This window comes from Streptomyces sp. PA03-1a, assembly GCF_033792805.1.
Taxonomy (GTDB): Bacteria; Actinomycetota; Actinomycetes; order Streptomycetales; family Streptomycetaceae; genus Actinacidiphila.
In genome coordinates this window covers 1-16,924 of record NZ_JARAVO010000215.1, presented here as the reverse complement: position 1 = coordinate 16,924, position 16,924 = coordinate 1, and the positions used below count along the sequence as shown (strand labels likewise).

Annotated in this window: 13 protein-coding genes; 5 read left to right on the top strand and 8 right to left on the bottom strand. The window is 68.7% G+C overall.

Annotated elements, in window-relative coordinates:
- Positions 1 to 397: 397 nt before the first annotated feature.
- The 3 genes from PV341_RS35155 to PV341_RS35145 all read left to right on the top strand — a co-directional run bounded on the left by PV341_RS35155 (position 398) and on the right by PV341_RS35145 (position 3,995).
- On the top strand, positions 398 to 634 hold the full coding sequence (locus PV341_RS35155; protein ID WP_500331634.1) for a GlsB/YeaQ/YmgE family stress response membrane protein: 237 nt from the start codon (positions 398 to 400) through the stop codon (positions 632 to 634).
- Between the two features lie 85 nt (positions 635 to 719).
- The gene (locus PV341_RS35150) at positions 720 to 863 is read left to right on the top strand and encodes a hypothetical protein (protein WP_500359951.1); all 144 of its coding nucleotides are present in this window, start codon (positions 720 to 722) and stop codon (positions 861 to 863) included.
- Positions 864 to 1,724: 861 nt separating this feature from the next.
- Positions 1,725 to 3,995 carry a hypothetical protein gene (locus PV341_RS35145; RefSeq protein ID WP_500359950.1) on the top strand — a complete coding sequence of 757 codons (2,271 nt, stop codon included), beginning with the start codon at positions 1,725 to 1,727 and terminating at the stop codon, positions 3,993 to 3,995.
- Between the two features lie 176 nt (positions 3,996 to 4,171).
- Here PV341_RS35145 and PV341_RS35140 read toward each other — a convergent pair whose 3' ends face one another.
- The 6 genes from PV341_RS35140 to PV341_RS35115 all read right to left on the bottom strand — a co-directional run bounded on the left by PV341_RS35140 (position 4,172) and on the right by PV341_RS35115 (position 12,448).
- A complete protein-coding gene (locus tag PV341_RS35140; RefSeq protein WP_500331640.1) occupies positions 4,172 to 6,640 on the bottom strand; it encodes a SpoIIE family protein phosphatase in 2,469 nt (822 codons plus the stop codon).
- 240 nt (positions 6,641 to 6,880) lie between these two features.
- Positions 6,881 to 7,951 carry an endonuclease/exonuclease/phosphatase family protein gene (locus tag PV341_RS35135; RefSeq protein WP_500359949.1) on the bottom strand — a complete coding sequence of 357 codons (1,071 nt, stop codon included), beginning with the start codon at positions 7,949 to 7,951 and terminating at the stop codon, positions 6,881 to 6,883.
- 8 nt (positions 7,952 to 7,959) lie between these two features.
- Positions 7,960 to 9,087 (bottom strand): sensor histidine kinase, encoded by a 1,128-nt coding sequence (locus tag PV341_RS35130; RefSeq protein ID WP_499516475.1) that lies wholly within the window; start codon positions 9,085 to 9,087, stop codon positions 7,960 to 7,962.
- Positions 9,080 to 9,763: a response regulator transcription factor gene (locus PV341_RS35125; RefSeq protein WP_500331645.1), complete on the bottom strand. Its 684-nt coding sequence runs from the start codon at positions 9,761 to 9,763 to the stop codon at positions 9,080 to 9,082. Before PV341_RS35125 ends, PV341_RS35130 begins: the two co-directional genes overlap by 8 nt.
- A gap of 271 nt (positions 9,764 to 10,034) precedes the next feature.
- On the bottom strand, positions 10,035 to 10,310 hold the full coding sequence (locus PV341_RS35120) for a hypothetical protein (protein WP_500359948.1): 276 nt from the start codon (positions 10,308 to 10,310) through the stop codon (positions 10,035 to 10,037).
- A 95-nt stretch (positions 10,311 to 10,405) separates the two neighbouring features.
- On the bottom strand, positions 10,406 to 12,448 hold the full coding sequence (locus PV341_RS35115) for an ATP-binding SpoIIE family protein phosphatase (protein WP_500359947.1): 2,043 nt from the start codon (positions 12,446 to 12,448) through the stop codon (positions 10,406 to 10,408).
- 289 nt (positions 12,449 to 12,737) lie between these two features.
- Between PV341_RS35115 and PV341_RS35110 the strand changes: the two genes are divergently transcribed.
- Positions 12,738 to 13,289 carry a LuxR C-terminal-related transcriptional regulator gene (locus tag PV341_RS35110; RefSeq protein WP_500359946.1) on the top strand — a complete coding sequence of 184 codons (552 nt, stop codon included), beginning with the start codon at positions 12,738 to 12,740 and terminating at the stop codon, positions 13,287 to 13,289.
- A gap of 442 nt (positions 13,290 to 13,731) precedes the next feature.
- On the opposite strand, the gene PV341_RS35105 is transcribed toward PV341_RS35110, so the two are convergent.
- On the bottom strand, positions 13,732 to 14,313 hold the full coding sequence (locus PV341_RS35105) for a dihydrofolate reductase family protein (protein WP_500331651.1): 582 nt from the start codon (positions 14,311 to 14,313) through the stop codon (positions 13,732 to 13,734).
- A 496-nt stretch (positions 14,314 to 14,809) separates the two neighbouring features.
- Between PV341_RS35105 and PV341_RS35100 the strand changes: the two genes are divergently transcribed.
- Positions 14,810 to 15,232 carry a TspO/MBR family protein gene (locus PV341_RS35100; RefSeq protein WP_500359945.1) on the top strand — a complete coding sequence of 141 codons (423 nt, stop codon included), beginning with the start codon at positions 14,810 to 14,812 and terminating at the stop codon, positions 15,230 to 15,232.
- Positions 15,233 to 15,859: 627 nt separating this feature from the next.
- On the opposite strand, the gene PV341_RS35095 is transcribed toward PV341_RS35100, so the two are convergent.
- A complete protein-coding gene (locus tag PV341_RS35095) occupies positions 15,860 to 16,507 on the bottom strand; it encodes a TetR/AcrR family transcriptional regulator (protein ID WP_500359943.1) in 648 nt (215 codons plus the stop codon).
- Positions 16,508 to 16,924: the final 417 nt, after the last annotated feature.

The following is a 16,924-nucleotide window of genomic DNA, read 5'->3' as shown; positions in this document are numbered from 1 at the left end:
CTCTGGGCTACGAGAGAAACCATAACCACACCACCGTCCAATGTCTACTCCAGCCAACACAGATTTCTGCGTGTTCGACACTGAGGTAATCGGCTGCGACAGCGACGTGGACAGGATGCGAGGCGCCGACCCCGGCGGCCCGGTCCACGACCCCCGGCCACCGCACCCTGCCGCCATCCAGGCGGTGAATCCCGGTCCCCACCTGCAGCATGACTTCCGGCGGGAGCGGCGCGGACACGGCCACCTGAATGGCCCATCGGTGCGACCGGTGGCGCTGCGTTGATTCCACGCAGCGGGACGGCCCCGGCTGCCGCCGTTGCGGGCCGCTTGGGTATGCGTCGTACTCCCGTTCGGCGTAACACTGGGCCGGTCAGGTTGTCGACGCAAGGAGACAGCTATGGCGGTTGTTCACTGGCTTTCGGCGTTCTGGCTGGTCATGGACTGGCTGTGGGCCGTGCTCCTGGGCCTCGCCCTGGGCCTGATGGTGAGATCGGTCCCGCCGTGGAAACGGCGGATCCCGCTGAGGCGGCCCACCGCTCTTGGAACGCTGGGTGTTCTCGCCGGCAACACGGCGGCCGAACGGTTCGGCATCGGGGACGAGCCGGGCATCGACTGGGACCGGCATTTCCTGTAACTGACTGGCGCGGTGGCCACTGTCACCGCATGGGTGCTTTGTGGCGTTCTGGCCGCACAGTTCGCTTCTCCCTCGGGAGGCAACCGTGGTCTTGACAGCCCTGCTGATCCCGGTCCTGATGATGGTGCTCATGCTCGTCCTCGACGTGCTCGAGGACCGCATATTCCGGGCCCCGCCACCTCCGCCCACGGACGAGGACCAGGCCATCGCAGAACCCGCCCCGGAGTGAACGAGCTGACCCCTTGAGGCAGTCACGCCCGCACACCAGCCTCTTTCATCTCTTCCCCAGCGGCTGCCGCGCCAGAGGGGGAACGTGTCACCACCTCGCACCGGCTTGGCCACCCACCAGCAACCACACCCCCACGCCGGAGAAGCGCGTCCCCGGTGGCGCGGCCTCGATGATGCCGCCCAGTCGCCAAGGCGCCCGCAGCGCAGGCGCATCACCTCGAAAGCGCTTGCTGCTACAAGTCTAGTCAGGTGTCCGTCCCGCGAGCCGGGACGCGGCGGCATGGAAGAAAGGGTGACGGCACCCGCTCGGATCCGCGTCGTCCCACCGACGGTTACGGCGCGGTCCTACTGAACGCCATACGGGGACGCGGTGCGTGCTTGGCCGATCGGTCCACCCTGGGATAGAGCCATACCTCAATGTCGCCAACGCTGGCCGTCCACGTTTGCTCACGCTGCATGGCGGCGGGGGCCTCAGCGAGCATGCGTTCGGCGAGCGCGCTTGCCGACTCTTTCATGACCTGCCAGCAAGTGACCGAATCATAGAAGCGGTGTAGGCGGTCCACTGCGGCCAGCAGGTCCCGTGCCGCCTCGCTTACATCAGTTTCAGCTTGCCCCGCAGAGATGCCCGTGTCGTGGAACGCGACGTACACCCAAATGCCCACATTTTCAGTCTCTCGCGGTGACCAGGCGCCTGCATTCGCCGGCTGCGCCCTGGTACGGCGTTACGGCCAACTCGTCCCGTGGGGAACGGTTTTACGCCGACGCAACTGGCGCTCCCCCACTACGGCAAGGTGACATCGTCAGCCACTAGTGTGGCGGGTGACCTGCACCCCCATCCTCGGTAGCGACAGGAGCAGGACTGATGACCGGCCACGTGATGGCTGCCACCGACGCCGGTGGCGAGCGGCTCGCGGAACGTACCGTCTCCAAGGCGCCCGCTCTCGGTGAAGCCGCCGAATTCGGCGACGATTATCGGACGAACTACGTGTCGGTTCGCCATGGCCAGGACGACATCACCCTCTATGGGAAAGACGCCACCGGCACCTGGTCGGTCCTCGTCGCCGATGCCCCCGCCGCCGTCGTCGTGGAGATACGCCGCCAGCACGATGCCCTGTGCCGGCCGGAGCCGGCCTGGGACCGCGACCCTCACGTCGGCGACCCCTTCGCCTACGACCCTCCCCTCGAGGAGGGTTACGTGTCGACCGCCATCGACGTGAACGGCGAACCGTACGGCGAGCGGGTGAGCAGCTCGGCGGCGACGCTCGCCGAGGCCGCCGAGCTCGGCGATCTTCATGAAACGGACTACGTGATAGCGGGCCGGGGCGACGGCGATGCGGTCACGCTCTACGGGCGGGACGCCGGCGGCTCTTGGTCGGTGATCACGGCCGACGTCGATGCCGAGACCGCCGAGGAGGTGTGCCTGTGGTTCGACCTCACGCAGCATTACCGGGGCCGGACCTCGGCCGGCACACACCCCAGCGGCCATGCCGGGCACCCTCTCGACCACGTCCCGGCACCCGAGGGCGGGCGGATGCCCGCAGCGCAGGCGATCTCGCTGGCCGTTGAGCGGATCCGGGCACGCCACCTGGACTACCCCACTCAGGGACTGGCAGCGGATCGCTTCGAAGCGGGCTGGAGCGTGTACGCGCCGGTCGACGTCGACGAGAGCGACCCGATGGCCTTCCTGAACATGCCGGTGGGCCGCTCGGTGTTCCTGGTGAGCGACGTCGGACGGGTCAAGGAGATATCGAGCTCGATCCCCCCACAGCAGGCGGAGGAGATGTTCACCGCCGAAGAGGCGTACGTTCGCCGCAGGCCCGCCGAGGAACGGTTCATGACCGACCTCAGGGACGAAGCCCTGCGGCTGGACTCCGCCTCGGAAGGCTCCGCGGGCATCAGCTCCTTCACCATAGACGCCCCCGCCGAGGAGGCCGTCGCGTCCAGGGCATCCGGGCTGATCGGGCCGATAGCACAGCAGTTGGCCGAGCTCGGCCCACCAGGGTGGGACCGCCTTGCGGCGGTCTTCTCCTTCACGGTCTCCAGCGAGGTCGCCCAGCTGCGATTTTGGTCCGGGAAACACAGCACCGAAGCGCGGGTACCCGAGCAGATAGCCCTGCTGGTCCGCCGGCAGCGGCACCTCGCCGCGCGAATGCCGGCCGGGCCGTGGTGGCGCCTGCTGCTCACCGTCAGCCACAGCGCCGGAACGAACGCCCAGGTCGCCACGGACTACGACTACGGCGACCAGCCCATCCCCGACGACGATCTACTGGCCCCCGAGAACTACCGCGACGACCTGGCCGCCTACCCGCGCGCCCACACACCGACATGGCTGACCGCATACGTCAGCAGCGCCGACGCGCCCGGCGCCCCGACTCGCCCGGCACCGCAGGCCGCCGGTGCGACCACCCGGCCGCCCGACCCGCGGCAAGACAGGCCCGCGCCACCACCGCGACGGGCGCCGGCCCCACAACCCGACGCGGTGGCCCCTGGCCCGCGGAACCCGTACGACGCGCCGACACCGCCGCAGGGCCCGACGCCCTCCGCAGGGGTGGCGCAGCCCGGCCGGACGCCGGTCCTCGACACCAAAATCGGCTGGACAAGCCTCCACGCCGACCCCCAGGTGATCACCTACGGCAAGAAATCGATCGCGCTCGACCAGGTGGAGTGGATCAGCTATTCGGCGACCCAGATCGCCGAGAAACGCTTCATGTTCCCCACGTTCTACGAGAACAAGTGGGACTTCCAGGTGGGGCGGTACCCGTACCACGGCGGGCCGAAGGTCGCCGTGCACTTCTCCAGGGCGGGCCGCCAAGCCGACCAGCCCGAGGAGTGGACGTTCCTGATGAACCTGGCCAGGCAGTACCTGGAGCCCCGGTTGCTCACCGAACTGGTCGCCCAGGTTCGCCGTGGTCAGACCATCACCATCGGCGGCAGCGTGAAGGTCAGCCCGAACGGCATCGCGTGTGCCAAGCCGCGACTCTCCCTGCCCTGGGAGTCGATCAACGCTCCGCAGCTGAGGAACGGCATGATCTGCATCTACCAGAAGGGCGTCGACAAGCCGGTTCTGACCGTACCTTTGAGCCACCCCAACGCGGCGTTGATCCCAGGCGTCTTCGCCACACTCACGTCATGATCGAACCGGCCATGGCATGACTCGCCAGATGCCGGCGACTCCACCGCCGGTACAAGCACAATGTGGAAAGCAGCATGGCGTGACGTCGATGGCCAGCGCCACCGGTATCGCCCAGACGTCGCCATCGCAAGCTACTCGCGGTGGCCTCACCAACACAGATGACCTTGATTCGACTGTCAAGCAAGCTTGGGGCTGTATTCGGTGAGGAGTAGGGCGATGTCGTCGGCGCGATAGGGGGAACGCGTGGCGTGATGGAGCAGCCGGTCGGCAAGTTCGTCCAGGGAGGCCGCAGGGGCGTGGGCCAGGCATGTCCGCAGCCGGTCGATCCCCACATCGATATCAGTGCCGCGTTCCTCGACCAGGCCGTCGGTGTAGAGGGCGAGGATGGAGCCCGGTGGGAAGTCGATGACGGTTTGCGGGTAGACGCTGGTGTGGTCCACCCCGAGGAGGGGACCGCCCTCCAGGTCCAGCACGTCGGTCGTTCCGTCGGGGCGGCGCAGCAGGGGCGGGGGGTGGCCGGCGCGGGCGGCCTGCAGGCGGTGGCCGTGCTCGAGGCGGATGTAGCAGCAGCTGGCGAGCTGCCCCGGGTCGAGGTCGATGAGTGTGCGGTTGGTGCCCGCCAAGATGTCGCCTGGTGTGTGACCTACCGTTGTGAAGGCCCGGACAGCGCTGCGCAGTTGGGCCATGGTGGCCGCCGCGGCGATGCTGTGTCCTTCGACGTCCCCGATCACCAGGGATACTCCGTTGCTGGTAGGGATGACGTCGTACCAGTCGCCGCCGATGTCCATGCCGCTGGTGCCGGGCAGGTAGCGGACGGTGGTGTGCAGGTCGGGGAGTTCCGGTAGTCGGTGCGGCAGTAGCGCCTGCTGCAGGCCGCGGGCCAGGGCGAACTCCGCGTCGTACAGCCGTGCCCGTTCCAGGGCCTGGGCGATCAGGCCGGCGAGCGCGGTCAGGACGCTGCGGTCCTTGGTGGTGAACGGGTGGGTCTCGTCGAAGCCCAGCACGCAGGTGCCGACGGGGTGGTTGGAGGCGATCAGCGGCAGATATCCCCAGGAACTCACCTCTCCCACGGGGATGCCCGGGTAGTCCCTCGACAGGTCCTGCTGCGAACCGATGAACAGAGGAACGCCGGAGGTGAGGACCTCCGTGGCGGGTAGGTGGGCGTGCAGCGGCGTGCCTTCCAGCCAGTCCAGGAAGTCCTCGTGGTGGCCGGTGTGGAAGAGCAGGTGCATGGTTCCCTCACTGACCACGTAGATCGCCAGCTGCTGGCCCCCGAAGGCCGGCAGGAGCTGGTCGGCGACGACGTCGCACACCTCACGCGCGGTGACCGCTTCGGTCAGCGCGCTCCCGAGCTGCAGGACGTGGTACATCACGCCCAGACGCGCCGGTGCGCCGCCGCCAGGTCCCTTGGTGGTCGGCGTGGCGGGCGCCGGCTCGGCTGAGGCGGGCCGTGCCACCGGCGCGGCTGTGCCGGTCACGCCGCCGGCATCCGGGTGGAGGGAGAAGGACAGCCACTGGTCCGGGGGCCGGCAGGCTATGAAAGAGGCTGGCATCTGCGAGATCACCACGGACCGGTGCCGGTACTCGACATCGGGATCGGACAGCCACGGCAGCACGTCCCACAGGCACCGCCCGAGCAGCGCCTCGCGCCGTACGCCCAGCAGCCGCTCCAGGCTGGTGTTCGCGTAGGTGACCCGGCCGTTCGGGCCAAGGGAGAACAGCCCGTCCCGCAGTCGCTCGACCGCAGCGACAGCCGCACCGCCGATCTGTGCGTCGAGAACCGCGCCAACCAGGTGGGTGCCCGCCTGCTCGTCGCCGGTTTCCGGCATGCGGCCCCATAGCTCGACCGTGCGATACCTCTCGCCGCTGTGCGCGCCGCTCTGGGCCTCTCGTACGCGCAGACGCCGTGCCGTGATCCTGCCCTCGCTGGCGGCCGCGCGGGCCGCGGCGCGGAAGGCGGCAAGGTCGCCGGGATGGAGCCGGCCAGCGAAGGTGTCCGCCCGTCCGTCGAAGGTGCAGGGGTCCACACCGACGATCGCACAGAGCTCGTCGTCCCCGGTAAAGGCGCCGGTCAGGAGATCCCAGTCGAACAACCCCACCCGCACAGCCGGTGCGCAGGGAGCCGGGATCTGGGCAGGAACCGTCTGTGGGCCGCAGTCGACGGGATCGCCGGTACGGCAGTGGAGGGCGCCCAGGGCAGCACCGAGCCGGTTGGCGACGGTCCGCAGATGGCGACGCTGCGTCTTGGGCAGCCCTTCACAGCCAGGCAGCGCGGCCCAGACGACCGCCAATGCCCCGAAGGTCTCCCCGCCTGCCCTGACCGGCACCGAGCAGGAGCCGAAGGCGTGCGGCAAGGCCACCGCGAGCTGGGGATACCTACGCGCCGTCTCGTCGGCATCAGCCAGGTGGATCGTGCGCCCGCAGCGGTAGGCCGCGGCAACCGGGATGGGGCTGTTCACCGGGATCAGACGCCAGCCGCCCAGCAGGGAGGGAGGCACCCCGCAGGTCGCGGCGAGCACGAGCGAGCGGCGATCCCCAGAACGGAGGAAGACGCTCCCCGCGTACGCGTTCGTCCCCTGGACGGCCTTGACGACGGCCGCTGCCAGCAGATCCTCACGCTCCGCACTGACGGTCACAACACCCATATACACAGTGTGCGCAGGGTTGCCGCTCCGCGGGCCCCGGTCACGACATACCGCAGGTTGGGCCAGTACATCCGGCCCGCACACCGATCAACGCTCCGGGCAGCCGCCGGCCCACAGGTCAGCCGACCGGGGGCGAGGGCCTCCCCCGAGGCGTGACGCCACAGACGGGGAACGGCAGCAGCTTCCCCCCGACGGCCACGAACAATGCAGGTGGTAGCCAGGCGGCGCCCGCGGGTGAGTTCACCAGCTGATCCCGGCCGCCACCGGAAGATGATCGCTGCCGGTCTCCGGAAGCACCCAGGAGCTCTTCGGCTCCACACCCCTGACCAGGATCTGGTCAATCCGCGCCATCGGGAACGACGCCGGCCAGCTGAAGCCGAAGCCGTCTCCGGCCTCCTCCTGGGCCGAGCGCAGCTGCGAGGTGAGGCCGGCGAACGTGCGGTCGTCCGAGGTGCCGTTCATGTCGCCGAGCACCACCATCCGCTCGCTGCGCTCAGCGGCGACGGCCTTGGTGAGCTTCGCCACGCCGTCGTCCCGTGAGTCCGTCCAGAAGCCGCCCCTGGGCATCACACGCACCGACCCAAGGTGCACCACGTACACCGCGAGCGACCCTTGGTCCGTGGCCACCGTGGCGCGCAGCGCACGGGGCGGGTCGACGGGCACGTCCTCGGGCCGTCGCTGTCGCGCCAGCGGTCCGACATTGCCGCGCAGCACGTCGACCGCCCGGATGTCCGACAGCGGCAGCTTGCTCCACAGTCCGACCGTGCCCTCGACCGCGTGGTGCGGATACGTCTTCGCGAGCTCCTTCTCGTACGTGTCGCGGGCCTGGCCGGTCAGTTCCTCGAGCGCCAGCAGTTCCGCACCGGAGGCGGCGAGGGCGCGTGCGGTCCCGGCCGGGTCGGGGTTCTCGGCGCCGACGTTGTGACTGACCACGGTGAGGTCGGCGCCCGCCTGGGACTTGTCGGTGAGCACCCCGCCGAAGAGGCTCACCCACACCACGACCGGAAGGAGCAGCGCCACCACGGCCGTGGCGGACCGTCGCCACAGCGCGGCGGCGAGCAGCACCGGGACGAACACGCCGCACCATGGCAGGAAGGTCTCCACCAGTGAGCCGAGGCCACCGAAGTCCGTGATCTTGGAGTGCAGCGCCATGAGCAGGCCAAGGAACACCGCAAGCGTCGCGAGCAGGATGCCGCGCTTCCATGGGCCCGGACCGGCGAGGGTGCGGACAGCCCTGCGGATCCGCGGATGCAGACCGTTGTCCTCATGGCCCGCGCCGCGCTGCTGGGGTGCGTCGGTGACTTCTCGCACTGCTTGACTCACTGATCAGACGTCCTGTCGCTGAAATGTGCCGATGCTGCGGGCAGTTCGACGGCGATGCGGAGCCCGCCGTCCTGGCGCGGGGTGATGGTGAGGGTGCCGTCGTGCACCTCAGTGATCCGCTTGACGATGGCGAGCCCGAGGCCGACCCCCGAGTGATCGCTGTGCGTGCGCTCGGTGGCGCGCTGGAACGGTTCGGTGAGCGTCGCGACCACCTGCGGGGAGAGCTTCTCGCCGGTGTTCTCGACCGTGAGCAGCACGCTCTCGGGGCCCACGCTGGTCGCGACCTCCACGGAGCCCTTCTCGGGCAGGTTGTGGACGATCGCGTTGTGCACGAGGTTCGTCGTCAGCTGCAGCAGCAGCGCCGGCGAACCGAAGCCCGTGGCGATGTCACCGGAGGTCTCCAAGGCGACACCGCGCTTCTCGGCGAGCGGAAGCAGTGTCTCGGCGGCCTCGTCCACGAGCAGCGACAGATCGACCGGCTTCCGAGTGAAGGACCGCTGTTCGGCCCGGCTGAGCACGAGGAGCGCCTCTGTGAGGTCGATGGCCCGGGCGTTGACGGTGTGCAGCCGGTCGAGTAGCTCGCTGAGATCCTGCGTCGGATCGTTGCGTGCCACGTCGAGGAGCGCCTGGGAGATGGCCAGCGGCGTACGCAGTTCGTGGGAGGCGTTGGCCGCGAATCTCCGCTGCTCGTCGAGGTGCGCCTCGAGCTGGCCGAGCATCGTGTCGAAGGCGTCGGCAAGTTCACGGAACTCGTCCTTGCGTCCCGGCAGCCTGATCCGGTGGGACAGCGAGCCCTTCGTGGCCAGGCGGGTGGCGTCCGTGATGCGGGTCAGGGGGGCGAGCATCCGGCCGGCGAGCAGCCAGCCTCCGACGAGGCCGAAGATCAGCAGGAACGCCATGACCGATGCCGCCTTGGGAGCGAATTCGTGCAGGAGCCGGGATCGGATCGGGAAGACACCGTTGAGGGAGTCGGGGTCCTGGTTCGTGAGCATCGCACGATCGGGGACGTACGCCAGGAGGAACATCCAGACCGCCGCGAGCAGCAGAGTGCCCGCCACCATGAGGAAGCCCGCATAGCTGAGTGTGAGCTTGATCCGGACGCTGAACCCGGGCTGCCTATCCACAGTCGCCTCCTCCTGGCTGGGTGTCGATGCGGTACCCGGCACCGGGCACCGTGGTGATCAACCAGGGCTCGCCGAGCCGCTTGCGCAGCGCCGAGACCGTGATGCGTACGGCATTGGTGAACGGGTCGGCGTTCTCATCCCACGCCCGTTCCAACAGCTCCTCGGCGCTGACGATCCCACCCTCGGCGGCGGCGAGGACTTCGAGCACCGCGAACTGTTTCCTGGTCAGCGCGACATGCAGGCCGTCGCGGTAGACCTCGCGACGGAACGGATCAAGCCGAAGGCCCGCGATCTCCCGTACCGGCGGCCTGTGGTGCGCCCGCCGCCGGTCGAGCGCCCTGAGTCTGAGCACGAGCTCCTGCAGGTCGAACGGCTTCGTCAGATAGTCGTCGGCGCCGAGTCCGAACCCGCTGGCCTTGTCGTCGAGCCGATCGGCGGCGGTGAGCATCAGGATCGGCATCCCACTGCCGGAGGCCACGATGCTCTTGGCGACCTCGTCCCCGCTGGGTCCGGGGATGTCCCGGTCCAGGACGGCGATGTCGTACGCGTTGACGCTCAGCAGCCCCATGGCGGTGTCGCCGTCGCCCGCGATATCCGCCGCGATCGCTGCGAGGCGCAGCCCATCACGGATGGCCTCCGCCATATACGGCTCGTCCTCGACGATCAGCACCCGCATGGTTCGAGGCTACGAGCCGCCGCATATCGTGGGCATATCGAAAACCGCGGTCGTACCCGCGCCCCAGGGCGCGGGCCGTGAACCCGTCACCGCTCGTATACGGCCCGTCGGCCCGCACGTCCTGCCGTACTCGAAGGATCGCCGCCCTTGCCGTCACCGGCGCGACGCTCGGTGCGGTCGCCGGCTGACCGGATCGCCAACCGCCACAACCGGCTCCCACGGCGGCCGACCCATGAAGTTCGACAGAAACGCCTAGGCAGTTTCGTTTGGATCAGCCGGTCATTGGTCCGGATGTGTCGTTGACTGACGCGCAGTGGATGCGGATCGAGCCGTTGCCTCCAGACCGGGCGCCGAAGCGGGCGGGCGATGGCCGGATCAGCGGCAGGTGATCGACGCGATCGCCTTTCAAGTACCGCCGCACCGGCGCCTCGGCACAAGGAACAAGGAACACGCCGCGGTGTCCGTCCGGGCGCATCGTGTGGTCAGCACGCACCTTCACGGGGTCGGTGCGTGCAAGACAAAAGACACTGGGGTAGGCCCCCTTCATGGACCAGGGGCAGCCGCCGTGCTGGGGGCGGTAGTGGGAATGGTGGGCACAGCCACCATGGCTGTGTTCACCTGGTCCAATGCGGTCACAGCACTCTAGACGCAACCGTGGGTCCGGTGGAGCCCGTCCGGGAGTGCAATTTCGGCCCAGATGGTCTTGCCGTCGTGCCGTTGCCGGGTACCCCAGCGCTCGGCGAGCTGCGCCACGATGAAGAGCCCCCGTCCGCCCTCGTCGAAAATCCGGGCACGGCGCAGGTGGGGGGCGGTGTTGCAGGCGTCGGACACCTCGCAGATCAAGGTGTCCTCGCGGATGAGCCGCAGTTGGACCGGAGCCGAGCCGTAGCGGATGGCGTTGGTGACCAGCTCGCTGATGATCAGTTCCGTGGTGAATGCCAGCTCTCCCAGCTCCCAGCCCTCCAGTCGGGACGAGGCGAGGTCCCGGGCGTGGGCCACCTCGGCGAGATCATCCGTGAGGTCCCATGCGGCAGCATGGGTGCTGTCGAGCTCGCGGGTACGGGCGATGACCAGGGCGACGTCGTCTCGGGACTGTTCTGCGGCCACCGTGTGCAGGACGTGGTCGCACAGGTCCTCCAGCGAGGCAATCGGCTCGGACAAGGCTTTCTGGAGATGTTCGAGTCCCTGGTCGAGGCTGTGTTCCGGGGATTCGATGAGGCCGTCGGTGTACAGGGCGAGCCGGGTGCCTGTGGGCAGCTCCAGTTCGGCCGTCTCGAAGGGAAGTCCGCCCACACCCAGCGGAGGACCGGCGGGGATGTCGAGGTACTCGACGTCCGATCCGGGACGCAAGACGGCGGGCGGTGGATGGCCGGCCCGGGCGGCCGTGCAGCGGCGCGAGACCGGGTCGTAAATCATGTAGAGGCAGGTCGCCACGATCTCACCGACGACCGCTCCCGCGCCGCCGACTTCTCGGTGCGGGGTGACGACGTCGTCGAGGTGGGTGAGCAGTTCGTCGGGCGGCAGGTCGATGTCGGCAAGGGTTCGTACGGCGGCACGCAGCCGCCCCATACTCGCGGAGGCGTGAACGCCGTGGCCGACCACATCGCCCACCACCAAGGCGACCCGGGCCCCCGAGAGCGGGATGACGTCATACCAGTCGCCGCCCACTCCCGCGAACAGACCCGCGGGCAAATAGCGCGTGGCCGCCTCCACTGCCGGCTGCCTCGATACCACCGGGGGCAGGAGGCTCCGCTGCAGCGCCAGGGAGGTGTTGTGCTCCCCGGTGTAGCGGCGGGCGTTGTCCACGCATACCGCGGCCCGTGCCCCGATCTCCTGTGCCAGGAGCAGGTCGTCGGCGTCGAAGGGGGCCCGGCCCGGGGAGCGTGTGAACAGCGCCGCGCCGAGGGTCGCTCCCCGAGCGCGCAGGGGGATCGCCAGCGCGGAGTGCGGCCCGTTCGTGCCCGCGTCGCCGGGATCGGCAGGCACGGAGGCGCCACCGGCGGTATCGGTGAGCTCCAGCATCATGGGCTCGCCCGTGAACAGCCCGAGGGTCGCTTCCGCCCGCTCCCGGTAGGTGACGGTCTCGCCCGGCCCCAGGTCTCCCGGGGGCGCGGGCGATCCCGATGCCGCGGTGCGGCACAGGGTGATGTCGCCCGTACCGGGCCGCAGGACGGGTTCCTCGCCTTGGAGGACACTGGCGAAGAGGTCCACCGTGGCGTGGTCCGCGAAGCGGTGCACCGCGACCTCCGCCAGTTCCTCGGCGGTACGCACCGCGTCGAGAGTGCTTCCGACCCGGCTGCTGGCCTCGCTGAGCAGCGCGAGCCGCTCGCGAGCGATCATGAGCCGTCTGAAGCGTCTCTCCCCCGCGACACGGATTCGGCAGACGGCCACGCTGATGACCAGGCCCACCGCCAGCGCCGTGATGATCGTGATCTGGTTGGCGGGCCCCATGTCCCGCAGGAGAACCCCGTACAGCGCGATGGCGGCGGCCAGGTTGAAGAGTCCGACGATCATGGTCTGCCGTACCGGCAGCAGGGCACTGGCCACGACCGGGATCAGGACGGCGTACTCCGCGATACCCATGACGTGCACCTCGGCGGCAGCCAGCGCCAATCGCAGGCCCGAGATCAGCACAACGCTGAGCAGCAGGAAGACGAAGCTTTTGCTCAGTGGAACGGGATGCACGCCCTACACCTCCCCATGCCGGGAGCGGGACCTTGCGACGTCCCCGTCTGACGTTGCCCCTGCAGGTAACAATTTACCCTTTGCGGGAATTGTTCTATTGGTGAACGACTGCCGTGCCGGGACACACGCCATCCATCGCACACACAGCGCCTCAGGCGGGGAAGTCGACGAAGCCCAGGCCAGCCAGTTCGGTGATCGACACGGTGCGGCGTTGCCAAGGACGTCTTCGCGATACTGTCCTGCGCATGCACTCTGTACGATCTTTTGTTCCAGATCGCAGCAGAAATGAGTGGGGCTGGCCCTGGTCAGGCGACACCTCCCCGGTATCGCCCTCATCGACATCCGGATGCCGGTACTCGACGGCATCGAGGCGACCAGGTGCATCGCCGCGGACCCGACGCTGGCTGGGGTGCACGTCGTCATCCTGACCAACTACGGCTTGGACGAGTACGTCTTCGACGCGTTGCGCGCCGGCGCGGCCAGATTCGACGTCAAGGACATCGTGCCGGAGGAATTCCTCCACGCCGTACGCGTCGCCGCGCGCGGTGACGCCCTGCTCGCACCCTCGATCACCCGCAAGCTGATCGACAGCTACGTCGCCCAGACGCTCAGCACCGGCACCCGGGCGGGGCTGGAGGAGCTGACCAACCGCGAACGCGAGACCGTGGCCCTGGTCGCGCAGGGCCTGTCCAGCGACCAGATCGCCGACCGCATGGTGATCAGTCCCATGACCGCGAAGACCCGTCTCAGCCGGGCCATGACCAAGCTCCACTGCGGCGATCGTGCCCAGCTCGTGGTGCGTGCCTACGAATCCGGCCTGATGGTCCCACCCAGCTCCTGAGAAGCCATCCGCTTACCGATCAACGGGCTTGTCTGGTGGAACAGGGATCCCGATCGGCTGATCGCGGTGCGGTCGTGCATGAAGGCAGCGGCCGGTGTCCTGGTCACGGCCCCCCTTGTCATGGCCGTACTCGTCTTCCAGTGGCGCATCATCGCCGGACTGACCGCCGGCGGCGTGAAGTAGGGGCTGTGATCCGGTGGTGGACACCGGCTCGCGCGCCGGCGTCCCGCGATCTCGTTCGGACACGTGGGTATGGAACTTCCACACGGGCACCCCAACCAGGCAGCCTGTCTCTGCACATCAGGCACCGCGTGGTTCTATCCCAGCTCATGGCTCCGGGAACGACGGTGATCCGCAAGCGTGATCACGAGATCAACTTGCGCGTTCTGGACGACCCCGGGCAATCACCCGACCCCGAGATTCGCGGGCACTGACGGACACCTCAGTGAACGACGTCATAGACGATCTTCGTGATGCCGTTGGCGTATGTCTCGGACTCGAGCACCTTCAACATCTGCTTGTCCTTGTCGGTGTCGCTGAACATCCGCTTGCCGGCTCCCAGCAGCACGGGGAAGACAAGCAGGTGATAGCGGTCGATGAGGCCGGCGTCGGAGAGATTGCGGGCCAGGGTGGCACTGCCGTGCACGACGATGGGGCCGCCATCGGTCTCCTTCACCTTCGCGACGTCCTCGAGGGAGCGGAGAATGGTGATGTCGCCCCAGTTGTCGACGAGGGTGTCCTGGCCGAGAGTGGTGGAGACGACGTACTTCGGCAGATCTTTGAGGGCGGCGAAGTCCTCCATGCCCGGCCACACCGGCGCGAACGCCTCGTAGCTCGCCCGGCCGAACATCAGCGCGGTGGCCTCTTGGGTTTCCCGCCCCTTGAGTTCGTATGCCTCCGGCAGAAACTCGATGTCCTTGTAGGTCCAGCCGCCACTGCGGTGCGCTTCTGCGGCAGTTCCGCCGCCGGGAGAATCGACGACGCCGTCCAGCGAGACGAACGCGGTGTAAATCAGCGGGCGCATCTTCGATCTCCTGTCCGTGGTCCGGGTGGGTGTCCTTGTTCTCCGGTGGTGTCGTGCGCTGGCCGCAATGAGTGCTGCCCATCGCAGACGGCGGCCGCGCGATCCAACTGCACTCTAGAGCACAGGACTTGGCCCGTGAGCGCTTCGGCCGGAATGGGCGAACCTGCCACTTCACGCCGCATGCCCCGTCTGCGGGTCCTGGCCGTCCATGCTGGAGGCCGACGGGGGCGGGCGGTCTCCCGGATGCGGAGCCGTGACAGGACGGCTCCGAACGGTCGGCGCGTTCACCACACCCTGCGCCGGAACCCGCCACACTGTGGTCGGGCACCGCGCCGGGGCACGGGCACTCGTGGGGTGGTCCCCCGTTGCTGGGGGGTTGGGCCGTGCACGCTCTTCTCGCGATACCGTTTGTACTGGTCGCGCTCGGAGCACTACGTACTGTCACAATCGCCGACCGCGCTCGCATCAGGGGCGTTTCCGGTGAACGCGGTCCGTCGTGGCCGATACCGCCGGCCGGGGCACTCGGGGTACTGGCAGTGCTGCTGGTCAACGCCTGGCTTCACCAACTCTAGCCTCGAGCACACCTACCCTCGGCAACCTGACGCTTACTGCCAGAAACAGGCGCAGGACAAGCGGCTCTCCTGGCGGCTCGCCCGGAGCAGGGCCGCAGGGCGGCGATCCAGTCGAGGTCTTCAGCGCCGGGTCGAGCGCGGCTTGGAGTTGGCTCTTTTTTGCCGCCCGCAGTCCCCGGGCCGGATTGGTCGGCACCCTGCTGCTGGACGTCAGCACCCTGCACCTCATTCGAACCACATCCCGTACCGACCGGGGCGCGGCCACGGCGCTCTTGCCTTACGCCGCATGGTGCTGGTTCGCCACCGCCCTGAACGCCAAGATCACCCAGCTCAATCACTGCTCCTGATGGCCGCAGTGCCGACTCACGGCACTTGCGCGGCCGCCATTCACGTTCTGGCCAGGACCGACCGACGTAGTGGATCGCGCGACGGGTCAGCCGTGGTCCGTCGGCGCACTGGACCTGGGCGATCTCCCACAGGTAGCCGTCAAGGTCTCGGCAGCCAGCGGTATGCGTACCCCGGCGCCGGTCCATCGGCCCGTTGACGAGTTCGCCGCGGCCGCGCCGAGTTCCGCGCACTTCGCATCGACGTCGCCCACCGACGGTGCAGACCAGGCGCTTACCGGGCTCGCGTGAGGCCGCGGTCGTCGACTCGATGGGTTCCGGGATGTGCGTCGTCCGCCACAGGTTGCTGATCGTCGCGCCGAGGCCACGTGCTGGAGCAGGCAGGCTCGGCTGGCTGATGGCTACTTCCTCCGCTCCAGCCGCGTGGCCGCCTCGGAGGCGGTGAAATACCTGTGATCATCCGACCGGGGGCACAGCGCGCCGCCGCGCGCCCCGAGGCGCGGTGTGGTCCCACGCGGTCGCATGGTGTGTCGGGGTGCGCGATCACCTCAGGCCGGAGCCGACACCGGCGGAGTCCCCGCCGGACGGCACCGCGCACCCGCCGCCCCTACCGGGTTGCGGGCCTGCCGCTCAGGTGGCGATCTGGTAGCGGCCCAGAAGGAGTTGGAGGAGTTCGTCGGCGATGCCCTCCAGGGAGGTGTCGACCCAGCCGACGACCCAGTCGTGCATAAGCCCGTTGACGGCGCCGATGAAGGCTGCGGCGGCGATGCCGTAGTCGTGGGGGCGGATCTCGCCGCGGGCGACGGCGTCGTCGGTGATGGCGCGGAAGAGGTCGATCCAGCGGGCGCGGCGCTCCAGTCGCTGGAGGTCGATGCGCGGGCTCACACCCACGACTTCCACGTAGGCGATCCTGGCGTACCGCCGGTCGGAGGCCGCGCACTTGACGTAGGCGCGGAGCATCCGGGTAATCCGCTGGGCCAGCGGGAGGTGCTGAATCGTGGGCAGGACGCCGAAGACGGCTTCTTGGGCGGCGTCGTTGACGATCAGGTGTAGTTCGGCGAGCAGGTCCTCGACGCTCTGGAACTCCTCGTAGAACTGGCGGCTCGACAGGCCCGCCTCCTTGCACAGCGCGGCCAGCCGCGTCCCCCGGTAGCCCGGCTCGCCGCCGAACATCTCCAGGCCCGCCTCCAGGAAACGGGCGCGACGCTCCGCCTGCCGCTGCGCCGCGTCCTTGCCCCCGTACCGGCCTCCCGCCGGGGTGAATCTGCCCGCCACCATGCCCTCCGATCGGCGATGAGGAGATTTTCCCCCACGCGGGGTTGTGAACGGGACTCATCGCTACCTACCATCCGGTAACGCACTCTGAACTTGGGCGGTTTCGAAGTTCAAACCAGCGCTGCCGCGCGGCGCATCGCCCGGCCACGCCCCGGAAAACCGGCTCGAACACTGTGCGCCGCCCTCCTCGCGCGGGTGTCGGCGGCCCGGTGGGCTCAACTCCTCAGTTCCCACCAGCAACCAACCCCCTGGAGCCCCCACATGCACTACATATCCCGCCCCGCCAGGCTACTGCGCCTGCTGGCGGGCGTGGGCGTCCCAGGGGTTACCGTAGAACAACGCCGACGGGCGGGCCGCCCCGGCATAGCAGGGGGAGGGAGTGGGCTGGCACATGTCGCACGCGGCGAGAGAGACGAGCGA